Here is a 25,441-nt window from a genome sequence, read left to right as displayed (position 1 = left end):
TCGACCCGCGCCGGACCGCCACCGCCGACAAGGCCGACCTCTTCCTCCAGATCAAGCCCGGTACCGATCTCGCTCCGTTGCTGCACCTGCTGGTCGCGGACGGCCGCATCGATCAGGAGTCCATCAACGAGTTCGCCGAGGACTGGGCGGAGATGCACGCGTTCCTGGCCGACTACCCGCCGGAGACCGTCGTGGAAATCATCGGCATCCCGGAGGTTGACCTCCGCCAGGCCGCGCGGTTCAGGGGCGACGTAGTCCGGTCATGGTGACGGTCCCGAGCCGGCGGACGGCGGCTTGTGACGGCAGGCCGGTAGTCGCTGTGAGGGCGTGCAGGCAGTAGTCGGCCAGTTCGGTGGCGGCGATGTCGTCGCGGACGTCGCCGGACTTTGCGGCGTCGGCGACGAGGTTCCGGATGAAGTCGCGCAGTCGTTGCCGGGCCTGCGCGACGTGCTCGCCGCGGTGGAGTGCGGCCGCGAGATCGCCGCCGTGGTGACTGTGGGACTCGTGCTGGATGAGCGCGTACGCCTCCAGTGCCGCGGTCAGCCGTTCGCCCGCTGAACTGGTGATGTCCGCGGCGTCGGTGAGCCGTTCGAGGTGGGTGGCGATCTGGCGGTCGTGCCAGGCGAGCAGGATCGCGTCCGCGTCGGGGAAGTACTTGTACAGCGTCGCCCGCCCGATGCCGGTCTTGCCGGCGATCCGGGACATGGTCACCGACGTCAGCCCGTGTTCGGTCACCAGTTCCGCCGTGGCGTCCAACGTCGCGTCGCGGACCGCGCGGCGGTGGACGTCGAGTTCGAGATCAGGGACGACGGACGCCCGCACATCGCGGCGCTGCTGGTCGGTCAGCGCGCTCTCGAGCTCCGCCTTGGCGGCTGGTTCGGAGCTTGGCTCGCCGCGGTCGCCGCGCGCCTGCGCGCCGAGGAAGACCCGGGCCCTCACGTAGCCTACCGCCGTCGGCCTTGGCCAGCATCGGCTCGACCCAGTCCGGCGCCGGGAGGAGTCACGCGCAGCCATGGCCGGCCTCCCCGGGGGTCGAGACATCGTTACTTGTCTCGACGGTAACCCGGCTGGCCTAATCCCGCCGTGTTTGCGCTGGTCAACACTCTGATCGGTGACGGTAGGTGTGAGGGTGAGCGCCCTGCGCTGCGGGTGTGTCATTGCACGGGTGAGGTTGATCCGCTCGGCTTGACAGGGCCCGCACCGTCTCGCAGTATCCGAACAAGTGTTCGATGAGTTCGGGTGCGCTCGCGGCTCCCCACGTGGGCGTCTCCGGCGCGTGTTCCTGGTGCCGGAGGTGCGCGGTGGCGGTACCGGAAGCAGTCGCCGGGCTCGCGGCGATTCCCGGCGTCCGCACGGCCGCCCAGCTCGGCGAGCCCAGCCCGGACACCGCCGCCTCCGCCGGTTCCCTGCCAGTGGCGCCGGCACTTACTGGGCTGGTGCCGGGCGGGTTGCGGCGCGGCAGCCAGACGCGCGGGCGACCGCCGTCGAGGCGCAGCGCGTAGGAGGCGACCTGGTCGTCGATCGTCCAGCGCTCGCCGGGCTCCTGGACGATGACCCGCGCCGACGGCGCCAACACGGGAGCGAACGCGTTCGCGATCGTCCGGGTGATCCTTCGATTGTCCAGAGAGGCGACGGCACCGGCGGGCAGGTCGAACGCCGCGAACGGCGGCAGCGGAGCGACGGCCGCCTCGAGAACCTCGTTGACCAGTTCCACATAAGGCAGCGGCGTGTTGGTGTTCTCGCAGGTCAGCTCAATCTCGCCGAGGTCTGGACGGCGGCCCAGCAGGACGGTGCCCGCGGGTGCCCGCTTGTGCAGGAAGTTCAGGACGTCGACGAAGTAGGCGGCCGGGCTGTACACGCAGCGGCAGTGGTCGCAGGCGCACATGTCGAGCGACCCAAAGAGCGTCTCCCAGTCGGGTACCTCGGGCGGCGGCTCGCCCGCCGGTGCGGCGACGATGGCGAGCGCGTCGCGGTTGAACCGGGCGCCGAACTCGGCGAGCAGGTGCAGCGCTGTCGCGCTGGTGCGGGCCGCGCGGTCGAAGACGCGCAGCGCCTCGGCCCGGCCCCCCCAGGCGGGCCTCGTAGGCGCGGACGAAGGTGCGCCTGCCGATGCGGGCGATGCCGAGCGCGGAGTCGATGCCATCCGCGATCAGCGCACCGGCCTGCTCGTATCGCGGCGCGCACCGGTACACCCGCTGGAGCCGACCGATGCTGCGCGTGGTCCCGTCCTGGTCGGGGAGGCCGGCGAGCGCGCCGGGATTGTCGGCGAGGTACTTCGGCAGTCGGTCGGCGATGATGTCGAAGGACTTGTTCTGCTGCAGGAAGGCGATCATTCCCGCGTTGTGCGGCGCGGCCTCAGCCACGAGGCGGGTGGTGACGGCCGCGGTCGGGAACGCGTCCTCAACCGCACGCATCATGAGGCGCGCGTACGTCCGCGCGCGTTCCTGATTGTCGCTGCCGGTGATCGAAGCGGGAACTCCGCTACCACCGGTACCCTCGATTAGGCCGAGCCAGTCGCCTTCCGTGAAGGCCGCGAGCTCGCGCGGTCGCCGGATGTCCTGCTTCAATCGGCTCACGAGCGGCAAGTGGTTGCCACTCAGCGCGGAGAACTGCAGGGTGCGCTCGAAGGCGTCGGCGTGCGCGCCCAAGCCGGCGTCGCCGCGCACCTGCTCCCAGAACTCCGCGATCATCCCTTCGTGGCCCAGATAGCGCGTGATGAACGCGGTGCGCACGGCCGGTTCCGCCCCGGCCATGTCGAGGATGTCGGCGAGGGCAGGACGGTTCACGTCGCCGGACGGCGTCGTCGCGAGATCGATTCGCAGCTCATCCAGCCTGTGCATGATCTCGTCGACCTGATCGCGCAGCGTCGCGGGGACAATGTTCCTCGCCAGCGCCGACTCCAAGCTTTGCTGGCACAGGTCGCGCTCCACCGCGAGCAGGCCCGGGAGATCTGTGGGGAGGGTAGACCGGAAGAGTCCATAGAAGGCCGCGGGCGCGATCCCGGTCTGCGCTTCGAGGCGGTGAGCGAGGACCGCGAAGGTGATATGCGACTCGACGAGGCTGGTCTCGCCGGCGAGGAACGTGATGTCGTCATGCTCCTCGTCCTGGATGAGCTCGGCCAGTTCGTGCTGCTCGAGCAGGCCCTTCAGCTCGTCAAGGAGCTCGTCGTACTCCGACACCGCGTTCTCGTCGGCGACGACGAGATCCACCTCGGCGTCCGGGCCGGAGTTGAAGACGATCCGTGACTGGTGGAGAACGTCCTCGCCGCGCACGACGTGCAACAGCAGGTCCGCCGAGAGCTTCTCCGACCGCGCGAACTGCTTTTGCGTGTAGGCGATGCGGTAGTTCCCCTCGGCGTCAGTGCGGACCCGGCCGAGCTCCTGTCTAGATCGCAGGTCACGGTCGAAAGCGACAACCACGACGCGGACCAGCGGCCGCCCACCGGCGCGCGTGACACGACCATGTACGACCAGGGACTCTCGCCTGCTCGCCACGACAGCACCTCCTTCTATCGGCTCAGGCATTGAGACGAAGTAAGAGCCGCCGCTGTCATCTGCGACCCAGAAAGACTGGTCCCGGCGCGAGGTGCACCAACAAGGTCAAGCCACAAGGCGATGTTGAGATTGATCATCCAAACTGATCTTCAACACCTTCCTGGCCTCTCCCCCACCCTACGAGCGAAGCCGGGCGCGGCCAGCACGAAGATCACCGCGAGGAGCAGCACCGCGCCCGCACGCCTGCGGCAGCCACGCCGCTTGGATCTACTCGTCTGAAGGAAGAGCTGCCGAACGAATTATCCAGATCGTCGACAATTTCGCCTGGTTCCTCCGTGCATCAAGGAGCCTGATCAACGCAGAACGTACGTCGAACTGTGTAATCGAGGTGTCTCGGCGTCTTGGCGTGGTGGATCAGAATCCTGGCGAGTAGGCGGCTGAGAGGGCCTACGGGGATGTGGTACTCGAACGCCGCCCACACGTGGATCAGAACAGCTTCGCCGGGCACCAACAACGGTTTGCGATACAGCTGCGTGACACCTGGTTGGACGAACGCGCGTGCCCAGTTCGGCGCGAACACGAAGCCGCCGTTGCCGAGAATCATTCGATTTGTCTGTCCAGGACCGGTTTGCGGCTGGATGAGGTGACTGAAGACTGGTTCGACGCCGTCGCGGTTCGGTCCGGTCTCGCCGTCGATTGCGTATCTGACCCGTCCCTGTACATGGCTTACATAACCGACTCCAGGACCGATGTTCTTGATAGTCAATACGATGTCGCCGACCTTCTGTGCGCCGCTGATTTGTAGCGCGACGAAGTCAACGTCGAACTCAACGCACGGGTAGAGGGCGCGTTGGAGCACGAACCGCACGTACCCGCCGACGAGCACGATCATTGCGGCGACGGCGGTGACAACAGGGGCGAGCTCGTTCCATCGCATCGTCTACCCACTCCCGTGCCGTGATTGATTCGGTGTCCTCGAGATCCACAAGGTTCGCGGTCGCGAGGGTCTTGACGTACCACGCTAGCTATGTCGTGGACGGAATGGGGAGCGTTTCGCGTTATCTCGGAATTCGTCTGGATGCCCCAACTGGCGTGGCGCTGGTCTGCCGTTTTGCAGCGTTGCAGACATCGGCATAAGCGCGCGGGGCCTGCTCAGCGGCTACTGAAGACTGGGCGGCAGGGTCGACTCCGACCAGGCTCTGGTCCAGGTGTTCGGTGGTCGCTCGCTCACAGCGGCGGCCTGCCGGTGACCCGGAAGAAGTTGGCGGCCTCCGCCGAGGCCGCCCAGTCGCCGTCGCCGCTGTCCTGGGTCCGGCATAGTAGCCGTCAAGTGATACGGACATCTGCGCTGTCACTTTGGTCATGGTGTTACCTCCGCCGTTGTGGCGCCGCCCGGCAGGCGTGCCCGGCAGACGCGCTCGGCGGGGGTCGGAGCCGCGGTGGGCGGTGCCAGCTAGGAACAGCCGGGCGTCGCGCCCGCCTTGTCCGACATCGGTACATCTGCCCGTCTCTAGTTCGATACGCGCCATGGCGTGAGGCGCTGCTTGGTCCAGTCGGAGATGTCGCCGATGAGCAAGCGCTTGAGGTCGCTGATCTCCGACCGACTGGGCAGCGTGATCAGGCGTCGCCCGAAATCGACGATTTCGACTCCGGTGAAGTCTGGGTCGGAGAATCGTCGGGTGCATTCCTTTCCTAGGCGGTAGGTGAAGATGACGTTGAGTGCCGCGTTGGTCGCAGCAGCTGCCGGGGCGGCGGCGCCGGGGATGGCGGCCAGGATTCCCATGATCGCCCAGTTGACGATCTTCGCACCGACAGCGAAGGCGGCGACGTTTGAGAGCGCAGCGCCGACAGTCCGTCCGGCAGCGGCTGAGGAGATGTATTTTTCACAACGTTTCGCGATCGTCGTCACCATCGTGAACCAGATCGCCGAGAGACCGGCCTCGTCGATCCCTAGACTGAAAAGTCCTGGTACGCCCAGGGCTGCCGCTGCGTAGGCTGCTACGCGAATGGCGTCGTCGAGTGTTTCTTCTTGCTGGTCGCGCTGAGCGTCGACCCCAGTCGGTGTCATAACATTGACCCCTCGCTCGATCGTCTTGTTGTTCGGTTTCACGTTAGGTTTTCTTGCGCAATTGCCGTCGATCGGGCTATGCCGACGCAAGGATCAACCCGTCGGCCGAGGGGCCGGGTGACCGACTCGACCCCTCGGCCGTTGAAGTCAGCCGGCGTCGGCGAATGTCAGGTGCACGCCCTTGACGGCCATCGCCCGGGTGTAGGTCGGCGGCAGCCCGGCGGCCTGAAGAGCGTCGTTGACGGCGGCGACGAAAGCCGTCAGCGCCGGGGTTGCGCTGCCGTAGTCGCCCGTCGTCGTCTGCGTCGACGCGCAGGTCGGGTCGAGAACCGCGCAGGCCATGGCGTAATTCGCAGCGCTCGGGAACGAGCCACTCGAAGTCTCGATCCACAGCTGCGCGTACCCACGGCAGGCCGCGAACCAGTACGGACTGGTCACGGTTGTGCTCATCACGGCCTGGTCACTTGCCGGGTAATAGTCCGCGTGAGCCGAAGCCCGGCATCCACCGTTCCAGGTGTCGCTGCTGCTGTCGGCTCTCCAGACGCTCGGAGGTACGGCGGCCGAGCGCAGACCGCCTGCCTTGATCCGTGCCACCTCCTTCTGTACGACGGCCTGTGACGTAGCCGACGACGGGTTGTCCGGTGTCGACTCGGGCACGGCTGCCGAAGCTGCGGCGGGGGTGCTGACCATCGCTGTCGTCAGGGCGGCGAACAGGAGCAACCGGCTGGCTGACCGGTGAAGTTTGCTGCGGAACATGGTGGTTCTCCTTCGACGTGAAAATAGCTGATGTCTGGTATTCGGAATTCACACTGGGTTCGGCCGGCATCCTCGTCATCGGTCAGGATGTGTACCCGCGGTCCCCGATGGATTGATTTACGTCCTGAGGTAATGCATCCCAGGATCGATCCGGTTCGTCCTTCTGGCTGTTGTGGCCGGATTGGCAGGCGCGTATGTTGCGAGCGTACTGATCGGCAAGAGCTGATTCAAATTGGTGACCGGACATTCGTTGGGCCTATTTATCTTGGATTCCGATTTCCATGTTGAATATGCGGCGGCCTACGCCCCGTTTGCTTGTTATGCATGCGGACTCCTTCCCGTTTCGCCACCGAGGTGGTTCGATTACGGGTACAACGGTGCGGCGCCCGGCTCGGTTTTCGCATGAGGTGATAGTCCTGACCGTGTCGGGACAACTGCCCGTGATCCTCGGGACCTGACTGGTAGCCGTCAGGACATGCCGCGGTGGAGAATCAGGCTGCTTCAGCGGCTCGGAGGCAGGTGATTTCCATGGAGCGTGCGAGGCGAAAGCTCGGCCGGGTCGCCGTCGTGGTGACCGCTGCCGACCTGGTTGTGACCACTGCGGTGGTTGCCATCGAGGTGTGGCCTGCATGGTGGTCGCCGGGTTTCGACATGCCTCGGATCGGGACCTATCTCGGTCTGGTCGGCCTATTGCTCGCCGGTCTCGTGATCGTGCGAACCCGGCCACGGAATCCGATCGGGTGGATGCTGCTGGGGTGTGCGACAGCACTGGCGACCGCACGGCTGGGCACCGTGGCGGGGCAAGTGGCATTGGTGTTCGACGTCCCGATGGCGCAGTGGCTCGTCTGGACCGGAGATTGGCTGTGGGTTCCGGCCTACGTCCTACCGTTCGCGGTGCTCCCCGCGGTATATCCATCGGGCCGGCCACCGTCGCCGAGCTGGCGATATCTGGCCTGGATCGGGACGGCAGGCACTGCCGCACTGACGTTGTCGCTCATGGCCACCAGCTTCCCGCGGCCGACTATGCTCCCGGTGTCCGCGTACTTGGTCACACTGCTGTCGTCGGGGGCGGAGACGCTGGTGGCCATCGCGATCGCCGGCGGGGTGGTGGCGACCTTCCGACGCGTGTTGGGAGCCCGTCCGCCGGAGCGTCAGCAGCGGGCGTTGCTGCTGACCGCCGTCGTCGTCAGCGGCGCAAGTCTCTTGCTTGTCCCCGCTGACATCCCCATCCCCGTACTGCCTCTTCTTGCGGGGGCGATAGCGGTCGGGGTGTTGCGGTATCGGCTGTTGGGAATCGAGATCGTCTTGCGACGCGGCCTCGTCTACACGGGGCTGACCGTGGCGGTCCTCGCCGTCTACCTGACGTTCACCGCACTGGGTGCGCAAGTGCTGGGCCAGACGCCGCTACCCGGTGCCGCAGCCGCCACCGTTGTGGCTGTGGGCCTCGCACCGGCGCGCGAGCGGTTGCAACGGGCAGTGGACCGGTTCATCTACGGCCGCCGCCCCGACCCCGTTCACGCACTCGGCCATTTCGGCGACCAGGTCGCGGAGGCTGACGAGACAGAATTGCTGCAAACCGCCCTACACAGCGTCGCCGGGTCGGTCGGCGCGACCGGGGCAGCGGTCGTGGCCGATGATGGCCACGTCATCAGCAGCGTCGGAGCGGCCCCCTGCCCCTACGAAATCGGCAGTCTCCGCTTCGGCGGCCAAAACCTCGGCACACTACACCTGGCCACCCGCTACCGCCCACCGCGATCGCCAGGGCCCGCCGAACGGCGCCTGCATACCGCACTCACCGCCCAGGTCGCTGTCGTGCTACAGGCGACCAGACTCACCGAAGAGCTCAAGACCGAGCATGACCGGGTCGTGAGCGCCACCCGTGCCGAGCGCGACCGGCTGCGCCGCGACCTGCACGACGGGCTCGGACCGTCACTGTCCGGCGTCAGCCTTGGTTTCCAGGCCCTCACGGACGCCGTCCGAAACAACGACACGGCCGTCTGCGAGACCCTGCTGGACCGAATCGACACCGAGGTCACCACCGCGGTCCGAGACATCCGCCGCATCATCGAGGACCTCCGACCCGCCGCGCTCGACCGGCTCACCCTGACCGATGCCGTCAGTCGCTACGCCGCATCGCTGTCCGGCCCGATCACCGTCAAGGTGACAGCCGCCGACGTCGGCGCTCTGCCACCGAATGTGGAGACCGCCGCCTACCGCATTGTGACCGAAGCACTCACCAACGTCGCCCGGCACGCCTTCGCCCATCGCGTCCACGTCGACTTCACCACCCGCGACCGGGCCCTGCGCCTGTCGGTCGCCGACGACGGCGAGGGCGGGGCCCACACTGGAGCACCCGGCGTTGGGCTCGACTCGATACGCCGCCGCGCCGAGGCTCTCAACGGCTCCTGCGCCATCGACTCCACGACCAGTGGAACCACCGTCGTGGTTACTTTGCCCTTGGACAACCGGTGAGCCGCGACCAGCGGGTGCGCGTCATCATCGCCGACGACCACCCGATGTTCCGGTACGGCTTGACCGCGGCACTAGCCGCCACCACCGAGATTGAGATCGTCGGAGAAGCGACCAACGGAACAGAACTGCTGGCGATCGTCGCCCGCGCGACACCCGACGTGATCCTCACTGACCTGACCATGCCCGGCATGGACGGCACCACCGCCGCCCGCCTGATCCTCTCCCGGCACCCAAGCGTGGGCATCGTCGTCCTCACCATGCACGAAGACGACGAACTTGTCTTCGGCGCCCTGCGCGCCGGCGCACGCGGCTACCTGCTCAAAGGCGCTGACCGCGCCGAAATCATCCGAGCCGTCCTCGCCGTCGCGGCGGGCGATGTCCTCTACAGCGCCGCCGTCGCCAGACGCATCGTCAGCTTCTTCACCACCACTCGACGCACCTACGCCGCCAACGCCTTCCCCGAACTCACCCCTCGCGAACGCGAGGTCCTGGACCTCGTCGCCACCGGATGTGGCAACCACGAGATCGCCCGCCGCCTCGTACTGTCCGACAAGACAGTCCGCAACCACGTCTCCGCGATCATCTTCAAACTCCAGGTCCGCGACCGCGCCGCCGTCGTCGCCAAGGCCCGCGATGCCGGCCTCGGCAAACCCGATCAGTCTCAGTGCCCCTAAGGAAAGGCCAGCGTCTCCGCTTGGTCGAGGGCCTCGTGACCGCTGCCGGCCTCGCCGACGACCTCGAGATCGGGTTGCTGAACGTCCACGCGTTCCTCATCGGTCATACCTCCATGTCGTCGCAGCTGGTCGACCGCGCTCGACGCCAGCCGGTCGAGCCACCATGCCACGGTCCGTCGTCGTTGCTGCCCACCTTGGCCCATTGGTGTGAATACCGGCTCGGAGTGGAGGGCCTCCTGGCGTGTGACTACTATTTGCGACTTCTTGACTGCGGACCGCAAAGTCGGGGATGGATAGGATTCGCGATGGGGTGACATAATCACTGTTATCGGCACTGTATTGATGCGATGTGAACGTTCAGTGCTAAGGTTATTAGCATTTATCCACTGGCCTACGTAGCGTGTCCGGGTCGTCCATTCCGCCCATTGTTCCGACGTGTGGACGCTTTTCCAGTGTTCCTTCTTCGATTTTTCGACTCCAGCTCACAGTTTTGGAGTCTTCGAAGTAGATCCAGGAATCTGGGTTTAGTGTAATTTCGTCTGGAATTTGTAGCTCTAGGCAAGGTGCAAGGTTGCCGTCTTGAGTGTAGTAGGTGTCGGGTTTTGCGGGTTCGGTCATGAAGATTACGTGCTCAATGGGTAGGCTGCTTAGATTCTGTAGCCACGCATGTCCTCCCGTTACATATGTTACGACGTGCGACGCTTGGTCGCGTTCATCGGCGGTGCGCTGTCGATCCTCTGCGCTACGGGATACGTTGGCGCTCCGCTGAGCCTCGACGGCTGACCAGCCGGCTACCCCAGCGCTCAAAATCGACACGGCTAGACTGGCGAGGGCTATCCGGTTGGCCGTCTTCATGGTCACCTCGTAGCGTGGATTCACGTGGTACTGATATGAATCAAGTCGCACGATTGCTCGCAGCGTTACAGCCCATGTCATTGGACTTTCTTTGTGATCACATGTGTCAGACTTTATGTCTAGGGGCGTGTCGCTGCTTAGCTGTGGCGCGCGTGGCTGGGCGGCTGTTGTCCCGGCAGGTCCCTTTCCCGGCGGGACAAGGACCGTTGTCATGGCCTCACTGATAAAGCGGCCGGCCGTGTTGTTGGCGCGGGATCGTGAAGAGCTGCTTCGGCTGACCGTCACGGGCGTGCATCCGGCGTCGTCGATCAGGCGGGCTCGGGTGTTGCTGGCACTGGATACCTCGGTTGATGAGCCTGATCCGAAAGTGGTCACCGTCGCCGACATCGACTGGGTCACCTTTGCTTCGACGTTCACCCTGCGCCGGCACAGCCCGCTACCGGCCACGCTGGGCATTCCAAGATCTGGTACCCAAGGCCGTTGAGGAGACCGGCGCACGCAAGCGGATCAATGGGTTGGCCCTCGTGCGTCGCCGTCCCAATGCAGCTCCGACGCTTCCGTTGGACGGCGGCTGGGACGATTTCGACATCGAGATCGAAACGGCTCCGGGGTCGATGCCGTGCTGGAGCTGGTCCGAACCGCCGCCTCCGCAATGAAGCGATTCAGGGGACGGCGCAGATCAAGACATCGATGTGTCGGCCGTACTCGCGGTTCTGACCGACTTTGCCGCTGTTGCGCCATCCTGATTCGAACTTCAACGGGAGGCAGAGTCTGCCAGTGAGACTCCAAGTGCAGCCAGCAGGTCGGTGTAGGCCACCATTAGTAATGCATAATGACTCTTATGCATGAGTCAGCGAAGCTGGCTTCGATGGAAGATCGGATGTGACGTGGCATGCGATTGTTGAATGCATGGTTGATAATCGCATGCCGATCGTGCGTTACGGCAGTCATGTCAACTCTAAATTGGGAGACAGGGGCGGCCGTTGAGGATGACGGATGAGGGACACATGGTCAAGCGGTCTAATTTGGTGGTGCGTGTCGCGGGTTCAGTGTATGCAATCAAACTGCGGTTTGATCAGCCTTTCATCATGTAGCCGAGGACGATGAGGTCCCAGCCTGCGCCGACTGCAAGCTCCCCTGCAGGCCCGAATTCCACGCATCGGACGCCGCGGAAATTGACTACACCGACTTCATCGCCGGTGGCGAGGTCCCAGATCCTCACGGAGTTGTCATCGCTGGTGGTGGCCGCGACGGGGCGACCTTGAATCTCGCCACAGGCCACTGCGCGCACCGAGTTGGTATGACCAGTGAAGGTCGTGATCTGCTCGCCGGTGGCGAGGTCCCAGACCCGCGCCGTGTAGTCGTCGCCACTGCCGCCGGTCACGGCAACGGCACGATTGTCGAGCCTGCCGCAGGCCACGGCTTTGACCGGGCAGACGTCTGCGATGTCCTCGCCGGTGGCGAGGTCCCAAATCCGCGCGTCGGAGTTGTCGTCGTTGCTGCCGGTGACGGCAACGGCGCGATTGTTGAGCGTGCTGCAAGCAACCCCCACCATCGGACCAGCGACGGCTGTAACTTCCGCGCCGGTGAGAAGGTCCCAGACTCGGGCGGTGCGGTCGTAGCTGGTTGTGACGGCGACGGCTCGTTCGTCGAGTGTGCTGCAGGACACCGCTCGCACTGACTGGCTGTGTCCAGTGAATTTGGTAATTTCTTCGCCGGTGGCGAGATCCCAGACCCGGGCTGTGCAGTCGTCGCTGGTTGTGACAGCGACGGCTCGTTCATTGAGTGTGCTGCAGGAGACCGCGCGTATTGGCTGGCTGTGTCCGGTGAATGTGGTGATTTCTTCGCCGGTGGCGAGGTCCCAGACCCGTGCAGTGTGGTCGTGACTGGCTGTGACAGTAACGGTCCGACCGTCGAGCTGGCTGCAGGCCACCGCGGTGATTTGCGCGGAATGACCTGTGCGTATCGGCGATTGGGTAGCCCTTCGGGGGAGCTGCCAGACTCGCGCGATTTCGCCGCCAGTGACCACGACCAGGTCTCCGTTGAGCGTGCTGCAGGTCACCGCCCATACGGAATCGATGTTTCCAGTGAAGGAAATGATTTCGTTGCCGGTGGTGAGGTCCCAGACTCGTGCGGTGTTGTCGTGGCTGCCGGTGACTGCGATGGGGCGGCCGTCGAGTGTGCTGCAGGCCACTGCCAGTACCCAATTATTGTGGCCTTTTAGCGTGGTGATCTCGTTGCCGGTGGTGAGGTCCCATACCCGTGTGGTGTTGTCGTGGCTGCCGGTGACGGCCACGGGGCGGTCGTCGAGTATCGTGCAGGCCACTGCCAGTACCCAGTTACTGTGGCCCGTAAAGGTGATGATTTCTTCACCAGTGGCGAGGTCCCAGACCCGCGCGCTGCGGTCGTTGCTGCCGGTTAACGCAATAGCGCGCCCGTCGAGCGTCGTGCAAGCGACTGCACGTACCGAATTGGCGTGTCCGGTGAAAGTGACGGTTTCTTCGCCGCTGGCAAGGTCCCAGACTCGCACAGTGCCGTATCGACTGCCGGTGACAGCGACGGGTCGGCCGTCGAGCGTGCTGCAGGCAACGGCGTACACCGAGCTGGTGTGTCCGGTGAATGTGGTGATTTTGTTGCCGGTGGTGAGATCCCAGACTCGTGCGGTGTTGTCGTGACCGCCGGTGACGGCCACGGGGCGGCCATCAAGCGCGCTGCACGCAATCGCGTGTACCCATTGCTCGTGGCCAATGAGGGTCATGATTTCCTCACCGGTGGCAAGGTTCCAGACTTGCACTTTGCCGTCGTATCCGCCGGTCACGGCAACGGTGTTGCCGTTGAGGACGCAGCACGCAATGGCGCCCACCATCCTGGTGTGACCGGTGTAGGTGCTGTGGAGCGTGTAGTTCGTTTGGCGACCGGTCGCCCATCGCGGTTGCCAGGTGAGAGAGGCGGCCAGTTCGTGGTGGAGTCGAGTGGCCTGGAAGCGTGCGGCGTCAGTGGCGAGAACCTGGCGCCGCTGAAGTGGCGGCAAGCGGCGGTGGATGTCGGCCGAGTTTCGGTAGATCGCGGCAGTGCGAGCGCCCTCGTCGGTGCTGGTTTGACGCAGAGCAAGCAAAAGAGGGTCTGGTTCTGCGCACGCGAGGTATCCAGGATCGGCAACAAGGTTGTCGATCTGATCTGCCCAAGCGGCGTGGGTGGCTAGGTGGCGCAAGGCGTACGGGTGCGCACGGGTCCAGTCACGGTGGCACTCGAGCGTGTGCGGTATCCGATTCAGCAGGACCTGGGTGACGGCTTCGTGCATTGCGATGACATCGATACCTTCGCGGAGGTGGTCGGCGAGGGCTTGGTGGTAGAGCCGGTAGGTGGAACGGCCGTCTTCGGTTGCTTCGACGATGTAGGAGCCAGCGTGCTGGCGGAGCCAAATTAGGTCGTCGTCGGTGTAGGTGGTGCCGGCGGCGCGGGAAGCGACGGTGGCCCAGATGTCTTCCCAGGGCAGGCCTTGGCCTTCGGCGAAGGCCAGCGGGCGCAGGAGGTCCCGCACCATGGCCGCTTTGGGGCCGAGTCTGGTGTCCAGGTCGCGGCGCATCGCCTCGCCGGGCAGCTGCGGCAGGCTCCGGCGCCAGACTGGATCGCGAGGATCGGCGGCGTAGGGCTGGGCGGCGAGGGAGACGCTGGTGATCCGCGCGACCAGGAACGAGGGGTGCGCGGCCGCGGCGACGGCGTCGGCGACGGCGCCCAGCAGCTCCGGCGGCTGATCGCGGTAGGGGCTGTGAGGGTGGGCCTCGAGTAGGCCGCGGGCGGCGTAGGTGGTCAGGGCGAGCGGGTCGGCGTAGCGGTCGGAGTCCAGATCGATCGCGGTGTCGCGGTGCAGGCCGAGCCGGTCGAGCAGGAAGTCCCGGGTGCCCAGCAGCAGCCGTAGCCGTCCTGCGGCGTGCTCGGCCAGCGGGCGCAGCAGGCTGCGGACGAGGTGGTCGGGGTCGCCTGCTTCGTCGAGGGCGTCGACGAGCACCGTCAAGGGGCGTGTCCTTGCCTGGAGGTCCTCCAAGAGCCGGCCGGGAGTGTCGGCGCTGGAGCGTACGGCAGCGGCGATCCCGGCTAGCACTTGGTCGGTGCTCAGGCTCTGGGCGTAGATCGCCACATCTACAGCCCCGACCGGCGGGACCGCGGCGGCGGGTAGCGCGAGGCTGTGCAGGGGAACCGTGGCCCGGCGCTGGGGGTGGGTGAGGGTGGCGATGAGGCCGAGGATTGCGGTTTTCCCGGATCCGGGGTTGCCGGTGACGACCTGCAGCGGCCGCGCCGGGTCGGGGTGCTGCAGCCAGGCGGTGACCTCGAGGAGTGCGGCGTGCCGGCCGGCGAACCACCAGTCGCCTGTGCCGTTGGTGCTGCCGCCCATTGCCCGCACTAGCAGCCGGGTCCGCAACTCGGTGTCACGCCGGTCGGCCTGCGTATCAAACTCGGCCGCTTGCTGGATAGCCAGGTCGACCGCAGTCATCCGCGGGTCGTGGCGCGGGTTGGCCAGGAACGGCGGGACCTCGCCAGTCAGCCCGGTAATGCCGTACCCGATCGTCTGGTAGCCAGGCTTGTCCGTGCTCGCGTTCATCGCCGTGACGAGCGCATCCAGCGGCAACGCCGCCGGATTCGATCCGGCGGTCGGCAATGAGTGGACCGCCTCGCGCAGCAGACGCGGGAACGCGCCGGCGCCGGCTTCCTGAGCTGGTTGGGCAGAGGTGATCACGGCCAGCCCAGATCCGGGTTCGTCGCCCCAGCTGTGGATCATAGCGGTGATGGCGGCGGCGGTCAGTTCGTTGCCGCCGTGGCCGGAGTAGCAGGTGTCCAGCATCAGGAGGACCCGCCGGACCTGGGTTTTCTGAAGCATTTTCTGAGCCAGCTGTGCGGTGCGCAGCGCGTCTTCGACGTCGTCGGGATCGGCGTCGGCGGTCAGTAGAACGTGTTCGTGGGTGTCATCGAGGACTTCGCCGTGGCCGGTGATGTAGACGGCCACGATGTCGTCGCGGTGCCGGGCCTCGTCGCGGCAGAAGGTGCGCAGCAGGCGGGGTAGTTGCTCTCGGGTCGGATCGAGGCCGAGAGTGTGGACGTGCTCGTACCCGAGTTCCTCGGTGAACAGGGTGATGATTTGGTCGCGGGCCTCGACCAGGCCAGGTCTATCCAGCTGCGGGGCGTTCGCGTAGTGGGCGATGGCGGTGGCGATCAGATAGCGACGCGGGCCGGTGGTGTCAGCGGGCATGCAGGCCGTCCGCGATCGCCTTTCCGGTGAGCGTGTCGGTGAGGTAGGCGGTGACGGCGTGGGCGTGGGCGCCATTGTGCACGACGGCGTTGTCCACTCGCGGCCCGAACCGGGGCCGAAGGTTTTTCTCCAACGCGACGACGTCGCCCTGGTCGGAGATGTTCGTCCAGGCCAGCTCGTCCGAGCCAGGCCAGGCGCCGAGCCCGCCATGCGGGGCCGGGTCCAGCCGCTCGAAGATCAGGTTCGCGATCCCCAGCGGCGACCCCAGCGTCACCAGTGCCCGCACCTGATGGCCGGGCATCGCCGCGAGCGTCTCGTACGCGACCACCGACCCGAGCGAGTGCGCCACCACCACCTGCGTGTCCTGGGTGATTAACTTCGCGACCGAGGCTCGCGCCACCTCCCGCAGGTTCGGGTCCTGCAGGTAGCGGCTGACCTGCTTGAGGTCGAACACCATCGCTCGCAACGCCAGGCCCCCAAAGAAGCGGGAACGGGACAGCTGCCGCAGCGCCGCCTGCACCGAGCCAGGCGCTCGCACGAGCGTGTCCGCCCCCGGCGGCGCAACCTTCGGATCCACCCGCGCGGCCTCCCGCCACCACGCCAGCAGGAGTTCCTCTTCCAGACCGGCGTCGACGTCATCGGCGGTGAAGATGGGATCGCCGACGGCCAGGCGTTCCCCGGCTGGGCGGAACAGGTTCCCGTAGAACGCCATCACGACGTCGCTGGCGCTTACAGCGTCGCGGTGATCGGCGCGAGTGAGGCCGTCGAGCAGGGCCGGCCTCCAGTCACGGAGCAGCAGTTCCTCGCCGGCGGCTTGCTGGCCGATGCCGTGCACGCAGACGATCCGCCCCACCATGTCTCCCCACACGAGAGTGCACCCCTGAATGGGGCACTACGGCTAGTGATCGTCGGTCGGGCTGGCCTCGTTCCCCCGCGGACTGCTGATCACCCGAATGGCCCATTGGTCCTGCGCGATCGAAGGTCTGCCGACCGCTCGCTTGGCCTACCTGGCCGACGAGGCGACCGACGTGGTGGGTAATTGCCACGCTCACTGGGGGTGAGGCCGAAGCAGCCGTGACCATGACAAAATCTGCCCGGCATTCACCTGCCGACCGCGGCTAGGCCGTGTGCTGTCGAGCACCAGCGCTATCACCAGCACGTGCCGCTCCGGCCACGGGTTCATGGGAAGCCTGCTCGGTGAGTCCTGCTCGAAGACCATCGGGAAGGTCGAGGAGCGCATCGGTCAGCGCTGGGCTCGTCAGCTCGTCGGCAGGGTGCCTACGGCTACGCTACGCCAGATCAACTGTATCCTGGGCAGGAACTTCGTCACCAAGTACGGCACCAAGCAGGGGATCATCGTGCTTGGCCGGGGTCCCGTTCGGCATCGGCGCGGTGATCGGCGGTGGCGCCAACGCCACCGTGGCGGTCCGGGCAGCCCGACGTGCTCTCGGCCCGGCACCGCAGGCGTGGCCCGAGGCCTCACTGGATCCAGTGCGTCCGACACTGGATTCTCAGCTCGTTCCTCCTGGCCCGAGCCGCCGACCGGCACTGTAGCCGGCCACGCTGGAGATATCCGATCTTCGGCGCCCGTTCCAGCGCCGCCTGAACGGGTCGCCGTCAGCCTCGTTGGCCTGAGAGATTACGAGAGCTGGATGTCCAGGCACGCAGCGGAACGGCCCGCCGACAATCCCCAGTCTGAAGCGGGAATACACACATTCCCTGTCGTCAGGTCTCACCGAGTATGGGATGCATGGAGAACGCGGTCAAGAACATTGATCTCCCAACCTGAAACGACAACAAGTTCACCTCTTGCAGTTACTGCGGCGCGCGGCGTGTCTTGAAAGTGGAGCACGTCAATTTCCGCACCCGTGGCAAGGTGCCAAATCCGAACGGTTCCGTCCTCGCTGCCGGTGATGCCGACAGGGCTGTCTCCGATAGTGCTGCACGTCGCCGACTTCACGGGGGCAGTGTGTCCGGTGAAGATCGTAATCTCTTCACCGGTCGCGAGATCCCAGACCCGTGCGGTAGCGTCGCTGGCACCGGTAACGGCGACGGGGCGACCGTTAAGTCTGCTGCAGGCTACCGTCGTCACACGGTTGGCGCGGTCGGCGTGGTGGACATGGTCGGCGAAGGTCGCGATATGTACACCAGTGGCGAGATCATAGACTCGCGCTGTGTTGTCGTCGTTGCCGGTGACGGCCACCGGGCGTCCTCCAAGTCTGCCGCAGGCCACTGCCTGTGCACCGTCTATGAAGTCGGAGGGTTGGGAATGGACGGAGAGGGCGGCGATCTGTTCGCCGGTGGTGAGGTCCCAGACCCGCGCTGGGCTCTCGCTGGCGCAGGTGACAGCAACAAGACGGTCATCCAGGTTGGTGCAGGCGATTGCTGTTACAGCCGAGTCGTGCCGGGTGGCAAAAGTGGTGATCACTTCGCCGGTCCTGATGTCCCAGACCCGCGCTAAACCGTAGAGGTCGGTAGAAACTACGACCAGGCGGCTTTCCAGAGTGCCGCATGTCATCTCCCAGAGAAGCCCGGGGCCGAGCGTGAAGCCAGTCAGTAAATATCCAGTTGCGAGGTCCCAGAGTCGCACAGTGTTGTCATAACTGCTTGTCACCAAAATACGTCGGCCATTCAGTGTTGACAGCGTATGCGTTCTGATAAGAGAGGAGTGTCCTTCCTGTCTGGTCGGTAGGAATCGTCGAGCAGTCGGCTGCCAGACATGTACGGTTCGATCAGTGCTGCCGGTGATGGCGACCAGTCGACCGTTCAGGACACCGCATGCTACGGCCATCACGGGACCGGAGTGACCCGTGAACGTCGTAATTTCGTGGCCGGTGGCGATATCCCAGACTCTCGCAATGCCGTCGTGGCTGCCTGTGATAGCGACGACACGATCGTCGATCGTACTGCACGCTAGGCTATTCACAAAGCCGGTGTGGACTTCGAACGTCGTCGTTACATCGCCGGTAGCGGGATCCCAAACATGAGCGGAACCATCTCGTCCGCCTGTGGCGGCAACCAAGCGGCCATCCAGATCGACGCATGCCACTGTCAGGACTGAGTCGGTATGGCCCGAGAACGCCGTAATCTCTTCGCCGGTGGCGAGGTCCCACACAAATGCAGGTCCGCCGTCCAAGCTGCCGGTTATGGCGATGGCACGTTCGTCGAGGGTGCCGCACGCGACTGCCGCGACCGTACTTGTGTGGCCCGTGAAGGTCGAGATCTCATCCCCCGTGGCGAGGTCCCAGACTCTCGCGGTGCTGTCGTGGCCACCGGAGACGGCAATGGGGCGTCCACCTAAGCTGCCGCAGGCAACCGCCCAGACTCCGCCAATGTGGATCGTGGGCTCGTCGTCGGCGTTGTGATCGATGTGCTGGGTGAAGGTAGTGATCTCCTCTCCGGTGGCGAGATCCCAGACTCGCACTGTCTCATCCTGGCCGCCGGTGACGGCAACGGAGCGTCCTTCGAGGCTGCCGCACGCGACTGCCAATACGGCGCCGGCATGACCGCCGAAGGCTGCGAGTTCTTCGCCGGTGTTGAGTGCCAAGACTCGAGCAGAACCGTCCATGCTCGCGGTGACGGCGACGGGACGGCCGTCAAGCGTCGCGTACGCAACGGCGCTGACGAAGTTGGTGTAACCGGAGAAGACTCGTTCGAGCCCGAGGTTGACCTGTTGCCCGGTTGCCCAGCGTGGTTGCCACGGCAGCGAGGCGGAGAGGTCGCCTTGCAGCCGGACAGCCTGAAAGCGCGCAGCATCGACAGCGAGGACTTGGCGGCGCCGATTCGATGGCAGGCGGCGATGGAGGTCGGCGGAACAGCGATATACCGCCGCCGTCAGAATGCCGTCGTCAGTGGTTGAATTGCGTAGGGCAGCCAGCAGCGTTTCCGGTTCTGCGTGTACAAGATAGTCGGCGTCGCTGATCAGGTCGTCGATGGCGCCGACTCGTGCTGCGTAGGTGGCAAGGTGGCGCAAAGTGTACGGATGGGCTCCGCCCCATATGCGGTGGCCGTCGACGGCGCGCGGGACCCGGTTCCAGAGGACGTCAACGATCGCCTGATTCATGTCGACAGGTTCAACGCCCTCGCTGAGGTGTTCGGCGAGCGCTTGGTGGTAGAGCCGGTAGGCGGAACGTCCGTCCTCGGTAGCTTCCACGACGTAGTAGCCGGCATGGTCGCGCAGCCACAACAGGTCCTCGTCCGTGTACTCGACGCCGGACGCCCGGGAGGCGGCAGCAGCCCATACGTCCTCCCAGGGCAGCCCCTGTCCCTCGGCAAAGGCGAGCGGACGCAGCAGATGGCGCACCTTCTCGGCCATCGCGCCGAGCCGGGTCTCCAAATCGCGCCGCATCGCATCGCTGGGCAGCCGCGGCAGGTTGCGCCGCCACGCCGGATCGCGGGGGTCGGCGGACTCTTGGTCTGACGCTAGTGTGGCGCTGGCGATTCGTGCGACCAGGAATGAGGGGTAGGCGGCTTCGGCGATGGCGTCTGCGACGGCGCGGATCAGCTCGGGGGATTCGTCGAGGTAGGGGCTGTTGTGCGTGGCTTCGAGCAATCCTCGCACGGCGTAGGTGGTGATGGCCTCTCGGTCGGCGTAGCGCTCAGTGTCCAGGTCGATCACGTCGGTGTCTTGTGCGCCCAAGCGCTCGAGCAGGACATCGCGGGTGCCGACCAACAGGCGAAGCCGTCCGTGGGCGTGATCAATTAGTGGACGAAGCAGACGGCGAGTGAGATGGTCGGGGTCGGCGGCTTCGTCGAGCGCGTCGATCAACACAGTCAGTGGCGCGTCCCGGTCGGCGAGGTCGTCCAGTAGCTGACCAGGCGTGACGGCGTCGGAGCGCACAGCGGCAGCGATTCCAGCCAGGACCTGATCCGTGCTGAGGCCTTGGGCGTAGATCGCTACCTGCGGCGTGCCCAGTTCGGGCACGGCCGCGGCAGGAAGTGCGAGAGAGTGGATCGGGACGGTGACACGTCGCCTGGGTTGGGTGAGGGTCGCGATCAGGCCAAGCACGGCTGTCTTCCCCGATCCAGGTTTGCCCGTGACCACCTGCAGCGGCCGAGCCGGGCTGGGGTGATGTAACCAGGCGGTGAGGTCCAACAGCGCGGCGTGCCGTCCGGCGAACCACCATCCTCGCGCGTCGTGCCCGCCCATCGCGCGTACCAACAGCCGGGTGCGGAACTCGAGGTCACGGCGCTTGTCCTGGGCCTCGAATTCGCTGGCGTGTTGGATCGCCAGGTCAACCTCGGTCATGGCCGGATTGTGGCGAGGGTTGGGCAGGAACGGCGGGATTTGCCCGGTCAGACCAGCGATGCTCGACCCGATCGTCTGGTAGGCGGGTTTGTCCGCGTTGGTGTTCATTGCGGTGATCACGGAGTCCAGCGGAAGGCTGTCGGGGTTGGTGCCTGCTGTGGGGAGGCCGTGGATCGCGGAGTGCAGCAACCGAGGGAAGGCGCCGGACTCGGCTTGCTCGGCCGGCTGGGCCGACGTGATCACCACTAGACCGGACCCGTGATCCTCGGCCCAGTTGCTGGTCATGGATGTGATCGCGGCCGCGGTCAGTTCATTGCCACCCTGGCCGGAGTAGCAGGAGTCCAACATCAGCAGTACTCTGCGGACTTTGGTGCCAAGCAGCATTTTCCGGGCTAGCTCGGCGGTCGGCAGAGCGTCCTCGATGTCGTCCGGTGACGTGTCCGCGGTGAGCAGCACATGCTCGTGTGTGGCGTCGAGGATTTCGCCGTGGCCGCCGATGAAGACGGCGAGTAAGTCATCCGCGCGACGGTCATTATCCCGGCAGAAGTCCCGCAGGAGCTTGGTCAGTAATCCGCGAGTGGGGTTGAGGCCCAGTTCACTGACATGCTGGTAGCCCAGATCGCGCGTGAAGAGCCCGATGATTTCGTCGCGTGCGGTGACCAGGCCCGGACGATCCCAGTCGGGTTGGTTTGGGTAGTGCGCGATGGCGGTCGCTATCAGGTACCGCCGAGGCTGTTCGTCATCGCGCATGCAAACCTCCCACAACGGCAGCGCCAATAACGTTCTCGGTGGGGTGGGCGGTGACGGCGAGGGTGCCGTTGGGGGCCGCCGCGTTGTTCACCGCGAACCCGAATCGTCGCCAGAGGCGGGCCAGCCGATGCCGCGCAGTGCCATTGCGGAGCGGCTCTCGTCGGCAGCGACGGAGCCGAGCGAGCGTCCCACTATCCAAGTCTCCCGAGTGATCAGCATGGCGACCGGGGCGCGGGTATTCGCTCGCAGCTCCAGGTTTTGGGCGTCGCGCTGGGCCTGTTTGGATTCGAACACGAGCGCTCGCTGCGCCAAGCTGCGGAAGAAACGTGATCGGGAACGTTGACGCTGGGCTACCTGTGCTGATCCTGGTGCCCAAACCGGGGTGTCCCGGTCCGGTAGAACCACCGTCGGGTCCACTCGGGCAGCATCCCTCCACCAGGGGAGCAGGGGTCCTCCCCCAAGTCCGCGGCCGACGTCGGCGGTGGTGAACACCGGGGCGCTGAAGGCCACGCGTTCGTCGGGCGAGCGGAACAGGTCGGACCCTGTCGTTACGTCCTCGGTGGTGGCCGCGTCACCCTGACCGGCACCGATGCGCCCGTCGAGAAGCGTGGGGGTCCAGACGCGCTCAAGCGTCTGTTCTTCGGAAACCCGCTGCCCGGTGCCGGGCACACACAAGACCCGCCCCACCATGTCTCCCAACTTGAGAGCGCACCAGCCTTGAGGTGCGACACCGTTAGTGATCGCGCAATGAGCGGCGCCTGTTCCCGACGCAGTCGATCGACCACCCAAATGGCGCAGCGGCGAACCCTGGAGATCGAACGCGTTGGTAAGGCCGTATGTGGCTCAGCCTGGCTGAAACACGAGATGAGCCATAGCATTATCTCGTCAGTTACTACGCGGCTGTGAGACGCGTGGCAGGCTTATTTACACTTGTAGTAAGTCTGCGCGTCACCCGTTTTGACGAATTGCCAGTTCTGTCCGTCGGGTGATTCCGTGGCGTATACTGGCGTGTCGCCTGAGGATGCGTCTGACCTGAATGGCCCGAACGACTGCACGTGCACGGCCGTGTCGCCGGCGATTGAGTAAGTGACGTTGAGATTGAACGTGTAGTTCGCCTTGCATCCGTGTGCGTCGATGCGGACCAGTGCTTGGCTGTCCTGGCTGACAGAAAAGGTTTGCCCCAGCGGCTCGGTTCGTGTGAGCTTGGCGTCAGGATTCACGCTGGGGTCGAGCGTTCCGTCCGCGCCGGCGTCAATGCCCTTGTCGACGAGTTTCTTAGTATCGAGGTCGAGATCGAACACTCGGCTACCGCGACCGCCGCAGCCTCCCTGGGGCAGGTAAACCCATGCCGCTGGGGTGTGGCTCGCCGGCTTCAATGACGGCGTGATCTCCAGGATGTCGACTGTCTTGCCCGCCTCGGCGGACATGAACATGTAGATGAACCCGGATAGCCAGAAGGCCCCACCGCGCGCGACGACCTGCTCGCGTAGGTCGGCACCACCAGCTGGAAAGGTGGTCAGGGCTGGTCCTTCGGAGGACATCGCGACCGCGGTTCCGCCGTCGCAACCTCGCATCGTCGGCCATGTGCTTCGGATCACGAGCGAGGCGTCAGGAGCCTGCTTGTTGGATGCGGATGTCACCGGTGGGCTGGGAGATGCAGTCTTCGGGAGTGATGCCGCGGGTGCTACGGAGACCGTTGAAGACTCGCTGACACTTGAGGTCAGCGGTGGAGAAGACTGCGACGGAGTGTCTGACTGTGCAGCGATCGCATAGGTGAGGCCCGACGCCAATGCAACAATGGTCGCTGCTGTCGAGAGTGCGACGCTCGTCCGTCGCGACGGCCTGCGAGATGTCGGTCGCGCCGTTGGAGGCAAAGGTTCGATCAACGTGATGCCGACGTCTTGCGGGTCGTTGGCCGCCGGGTTATGGAACACGGCCAGGTCCGCAATCTGCCCGGTGGTCCGTTGCTGTGGCTTGGGAAGGCCCCGTTCGTCGAGTGCGCTCCAAAGGTGCCGGAAGAGTTCGCTGAGTGTAAGTTTGGTGGGGCCGCCAGGGACTCCGCGGCGAAGCAGTTCGAGAAACACCCCTGTGAAGGCAGTGTTTCTTTCGCCTATGGGCGCCAGTGCCATCTCGGTCGGGGGCGTCGCGGCCAAGATGTGCGTGCCGGCGATGTTGAGATTTGGCGAAGTGCTCATTCCCTCCGCTGCGATCCCGCTGAAGCAGCAGTCGAGGATGAGAATGCGGTTGGTGGCACGGCTGTCAACGAGTATCTCGCGCAGCAGCTGGTAGCGGAGCGCGCTGACCTGGAGCTCGTCAGGGTCAGTGCCGCTGAGGCTGAGATAGAGATCGTTGTTGTGCGACAGGAGGCCGTGGCCGGCGAAGTAGACGATGAGTGTGTCATCGGTCGACATCGCGTACTGCCGCAGTGTGCGGAAGACCGAGCGCGCGTCGGGTGCGTTACGGATCGTGACGCATTGACTCGGAGGTAAGCCAAGCACGGCGGGATCGGTCAATGCCGACGTCAGGTCGGTGAGATTATTGTCCACCGACGGCAGGTTGTGTAGGCCGGTCACACTGGCGGCGTACACGCTTGTTCCGACGAGTACGGCTGAAGATCGCTGCAGATCTGGTTCAGGCACCGCTGTCAAACTCCCGCCCTGCGCCGCGGTGGCGCGTGTGTGAGAGATGTCGCCGGTTGCGTGCGTTGCTGTTACAGCGGAGGGCTAACGATCACGTCGTCGAGCGCGATGGTCACGTTTGCGATGCTCGAGATGCCAGGAGCGAGGTCTGATGCAAATCCGGTTGAGTGCTGGTGACGGTGGCTCGGTTCATGACCTGCGAGGTCTCTCGGATTGGCTGCGGCGGGTGGATGACCTGCGAGGTCGCGTCGAGCTCGGGGGCAGGGCGATCGAGCCTGGTCGGATGGGCGGTATTCCTGACGTCCTCGGCGTTGCCGTGGCTAGTGGGGGCGCAGCCACAGTGCTGGTCAGGTCGATCTTCACCTGGCTCGGGCAGCGGCCACGAGGCACCCGCGTATCGCTGGAGGCGGAGAACGGGGACGGCCGCAAAGTGCGCCTTGAGCTGAGTAGCGATCGAGACAGCGACGCGGTTGTCAGTGAGGTGTTGGCTTTCCTCTCCGACGGAACGTCGCGAGACGATGAGTCGGGATGACGGGTAATTCGTGTCGAGCTGTGCTAGGGAATCCACTCCGGTCAGAGCCAGCGCCGACGGGCTGGGGCTGGCATCGTTTGCGCCACGCTGACCGCGTGGCGAAATCGTCCGACCCCCTGTCCTCGGTTGCCTGTTCGGATCCAGGCACGTAGGGGTGCACATCGTCGAATGACACGAAATCTTCGGCAAGGCAGCGACTTGGCGGCCGTGGAGTACCGGTGGCCAGCTATCGTTTCGAGGCAACCGCGCGGAGCGCGTGGCGCAACGCGGATGGCGTCATTGGCGATGCGGGGCGGGCGCGCGGCGGCCTGGTTGTCGAACTAGGGGCGATTTAAGGGCGATATTGCAGGTCGAACGAGGTCGAATGATGTCGACTGAGGGCATGGGCGATTGCAAACATCCCAGCTAGATCGGCTGACGTCGACTCGAAACGGCTCGTACCAATAAACCGGAGGGTTCTTGGTTCGAGTCCAAGCGGGGGAGCAAAGCCCAGGTCTGTGACCTGGGCTTTTTTGCTACCTCGGGGTAAGGGCGATTTGGTTCGGAAGAGCGTGCTGCTGCAGAGCACGCGGTCCCGCTCCCGCCAGGAAGCGGGGCCGCCGGTTACGTGGTCAGTTGACGTACACCGAGTAGCCGATTCCACCCGACCTCGTGCCGTCGGCTGTGTTGCCTTGCTCGATGACCGCGTAGCTGCCTCGGTTCGGCGGG

The 25,441-nt window shown here is 65.2% G+C and carries 16 protein-coding genes; 5 read left to right on the top strand and 11 right to left on the bottom strand.

Going from position 1 to position 25,441, the window contains the following annotated elements; translation table 11 throughout:
• Window positions 1-77: 77 nt before the first annotated feature.
• A complete protein-coding gene (locus tag ACZ7OU_RS40680) occupies window positions 78-269 on the top strand; it encodes a hypothetical protein (protein WP_470259366.1) in 192 nt (63 codons plus the stop codon).
• On the opposite strand, the gene ACZ7OU_RS40675 is transcribed toward ACZ7OU_RS40680, so the two are convergent.
• The 6 genes from ACZ7OU_RS40675 to ACZ7OU_RS40650 form a co-directional block, all read right to left on the bottom strand.
• Window positions 241-939, bottom strand: coding sequence for a TetR/AcrR family transcriptional regulator (locus tag ACZ7OU_RS40675; RefSeq protein ID WP_470259365.1), 699 nt, complete (start codon window positions 937-939; stop codon window positions 241-243). The genes ACZ7OU_RS40680 and ACZ7OU_RS40675 overlap by 29 nt on opposite strands.
• Window positions 940-1,096: 157 nt before the next feature.
• Window positions 1,097-1,858, bottom strand: a complete 762-nt coding sequence (locus ACZ7OU_RS40670; protein ID WP_470259364.1) for a hypothetical protein — start codon at window positions 1,856-1,858, stop codon at window positions 1,097-1,099.
• A complete protein-coding gene (locus ACZ7OU_RS40665; RefSeq protein WP_470259363.1) occupies window positions 1,752-3,494 on the bottom strand; it encodes a carboxypeptidase-like regulatory domain-containing protein in 1,743 nt (580 codons plus the stop codon). The genes ACZ7OU_RS40670 and ACZ7OU_RS40665 overlap by 107 nt, the downstream gene beginning before the upstream one ends.
• A 340-nt stretch (window positions 3,495-3,834) precedes the next feature.
• The gene (locus ACZ7OU_RS40660; protein WP_470259362.1) at window positions 3,835-4,431 is read right to left on the bottom strand and encodes a hypothetical protein; all 597 of its coding nucleotides are present in this window, start codon (window positions 4,429-4,431) and stop codon (window positions 3,835-3,837) included.
• A 573-nt stretch (window positions 4,432-5,004) separates the two neighbouring features.
• On the bottom strand, window positions 5,005-5,604 hold the full coding sequence (locus ACZ7OU_RS40655) for a hypothetical protein (RefSeq protein WP_470259361.1): 600 nt from the start codon (window positions 5,602-5,604) through the stop codon (window positions 5,005-5,007).
• A gap of 105 nt (window positions 5,605-5,709) precedes the next feature.
• Window positions 5,710-6,318, bottom strand: coding sequence for a hypothetical protein (locus ACZ7OU_RS40650; protein WP_470259360.1), 609 nt, complete (start codon window positions 6,316-6,318; stop codon window positions 5,710-5,712).
• 528 nt (window positions 6,319-6,846) lie between these two features.
• Here ACZ7OU_RS40650 and ACZ7OU_RS40645 point away from each other — a divergent pair.
• The 3 genes from ACZ7OU_RS40645 to ACZ7OU_RS40635 all read left to right on the top strand — a co-directional run bounded on the left by ACZ7OU_RS40645 (window position 6,847) and on the right by ACZ7OU_RS40635 (window position 10,803).
• A complete protein-coding gene (locus tag ACZ7OU_RS40645; protein WP_470259359.1) occupies window positions 6,847-8,790 on the top strand; it encodes a sensor histidine kinase in 1,944 nt (647 codons plus the stop codon).
• A complete protein-coding gene (locus ACZ7OU_RS40640) occupies window positions 8,787-9,464 on the top strand; it encodes a response regulator (RefSeq protein ID WP_470259358.1) in 678 nt (225 codons plus the stop codon). Before ACZ7OU_RS40645 ends, ACZ7OU_RS40640 begins: the two co-directional genes overlap by 4 nt.
• Window positions 9,465-10,530: 1,066 nt before the next feature.
• Window positions 10,531-10,803 carry a hypothetical protein gene (locus tag ACZ7OU_RS40635; RefSeq protein ID WP_470259357.1) on the top strand — a complete coding sequence of 91 codons (273 nt, stop codon included), beginning with the start codon at window positions 10,531-10,533 and terminating at the stop codon, window positions 10,801-10,803.
• A 591-nt stretch (window positions 10,804-11,394) separates the two neighbouring features.
• On the opposite strand, the gene ACZ7OU_RS40630 is transcribed toward ACZ7OU_RS40635, so the two are convergent.
• The 5 genes from ACZ7OU_RS40630 to ACZ7OU_RS40610 form a co-directional block, all read right to left on the bottom strand.
• On the bottom strand, window positions 11,395-15,564 hold the full coding sequence (locus ACZ7OU_RS40630; protein WP_470259356.1) for a caspase family protein: 4,170 nt from the start codon (window positions 15,562-15,564) through the stop codon (window positions 11,395-11,397).
• A complete protein-coding gene (locus ACZ7OU_RS40625; protein WP_470259355.1) occupies window positions 15,554-16,420 on the bottom strand; it encodes a hypothetical protein in 867 nt (288 codons plus the stop codon). Before ACZ7OU_RS40625 ends, ACZ7OU_RS40630 begins: the two co-directional genes overlap by 11 nt.
• 876 nt (window positions 16,421-17,296) lie before the next feature.
• Complete coding sequence (locus tag ACZ7OU_RS40620) at window positions 17,297-21,562, bottom strand: hypothetical protein (protein WP_470259354.1); 4,266 nt, start codon at window positions 21,560-21,562, stop codon at window positions 17,297-17,299.
• 87 nt (window positions 21,563-21,649) lie between these two features.
• On the bottom strand, window positions 21,650-22,252 hold the full coding sequence (locus ACZ7OU_RS40615) for a hypothetical protein (protein ID WP_470259353.1): 603 nt from the start codon (window positions 22,250-22,252) through the stop codon (window positions 21,650-21,652).
• Between the two features lie 230 nt (window positions 22,253-22,482).
• Window positions 22,483-24,201, bottom strand: coding sequence for a caspase family protein (locus ACZ7OU_RS40610; RefSeq protein ID WP_470259352.1), 1,719 nt, complete (start codon window positions 24,199-24,201; stop codon window positions 22,483-22,485).
• Between the two features lie 151 nt (window positions 24,202-24,352).
• On the opposite strand from ACZ7OU_RS40610, the gene ACZ7OU_RS40605 reads away from it, so the two are divergent.
• On the top strand, window positions 24,353-24,733 hold the full coding sequence (locus tag ACZ7OU_RS40605; RefSeq protein WP_470259351.1) for an effector-associated constant component EACC1: 381 nt from the start codon (window positions 24,353-24,355) through the stop codon (window positions 24,731-24,733).
• Window positions 24,734-25,441: the final 708 nt, after the last annotated feature.

The organism is Amycolatopsis sp. NPDC114505, from assembly GCF_055633615.1.
Note: the sequence above shows the minus strand (reverse complement) of the source record. Positions and strands in the feature narration are given on the sequence as shown.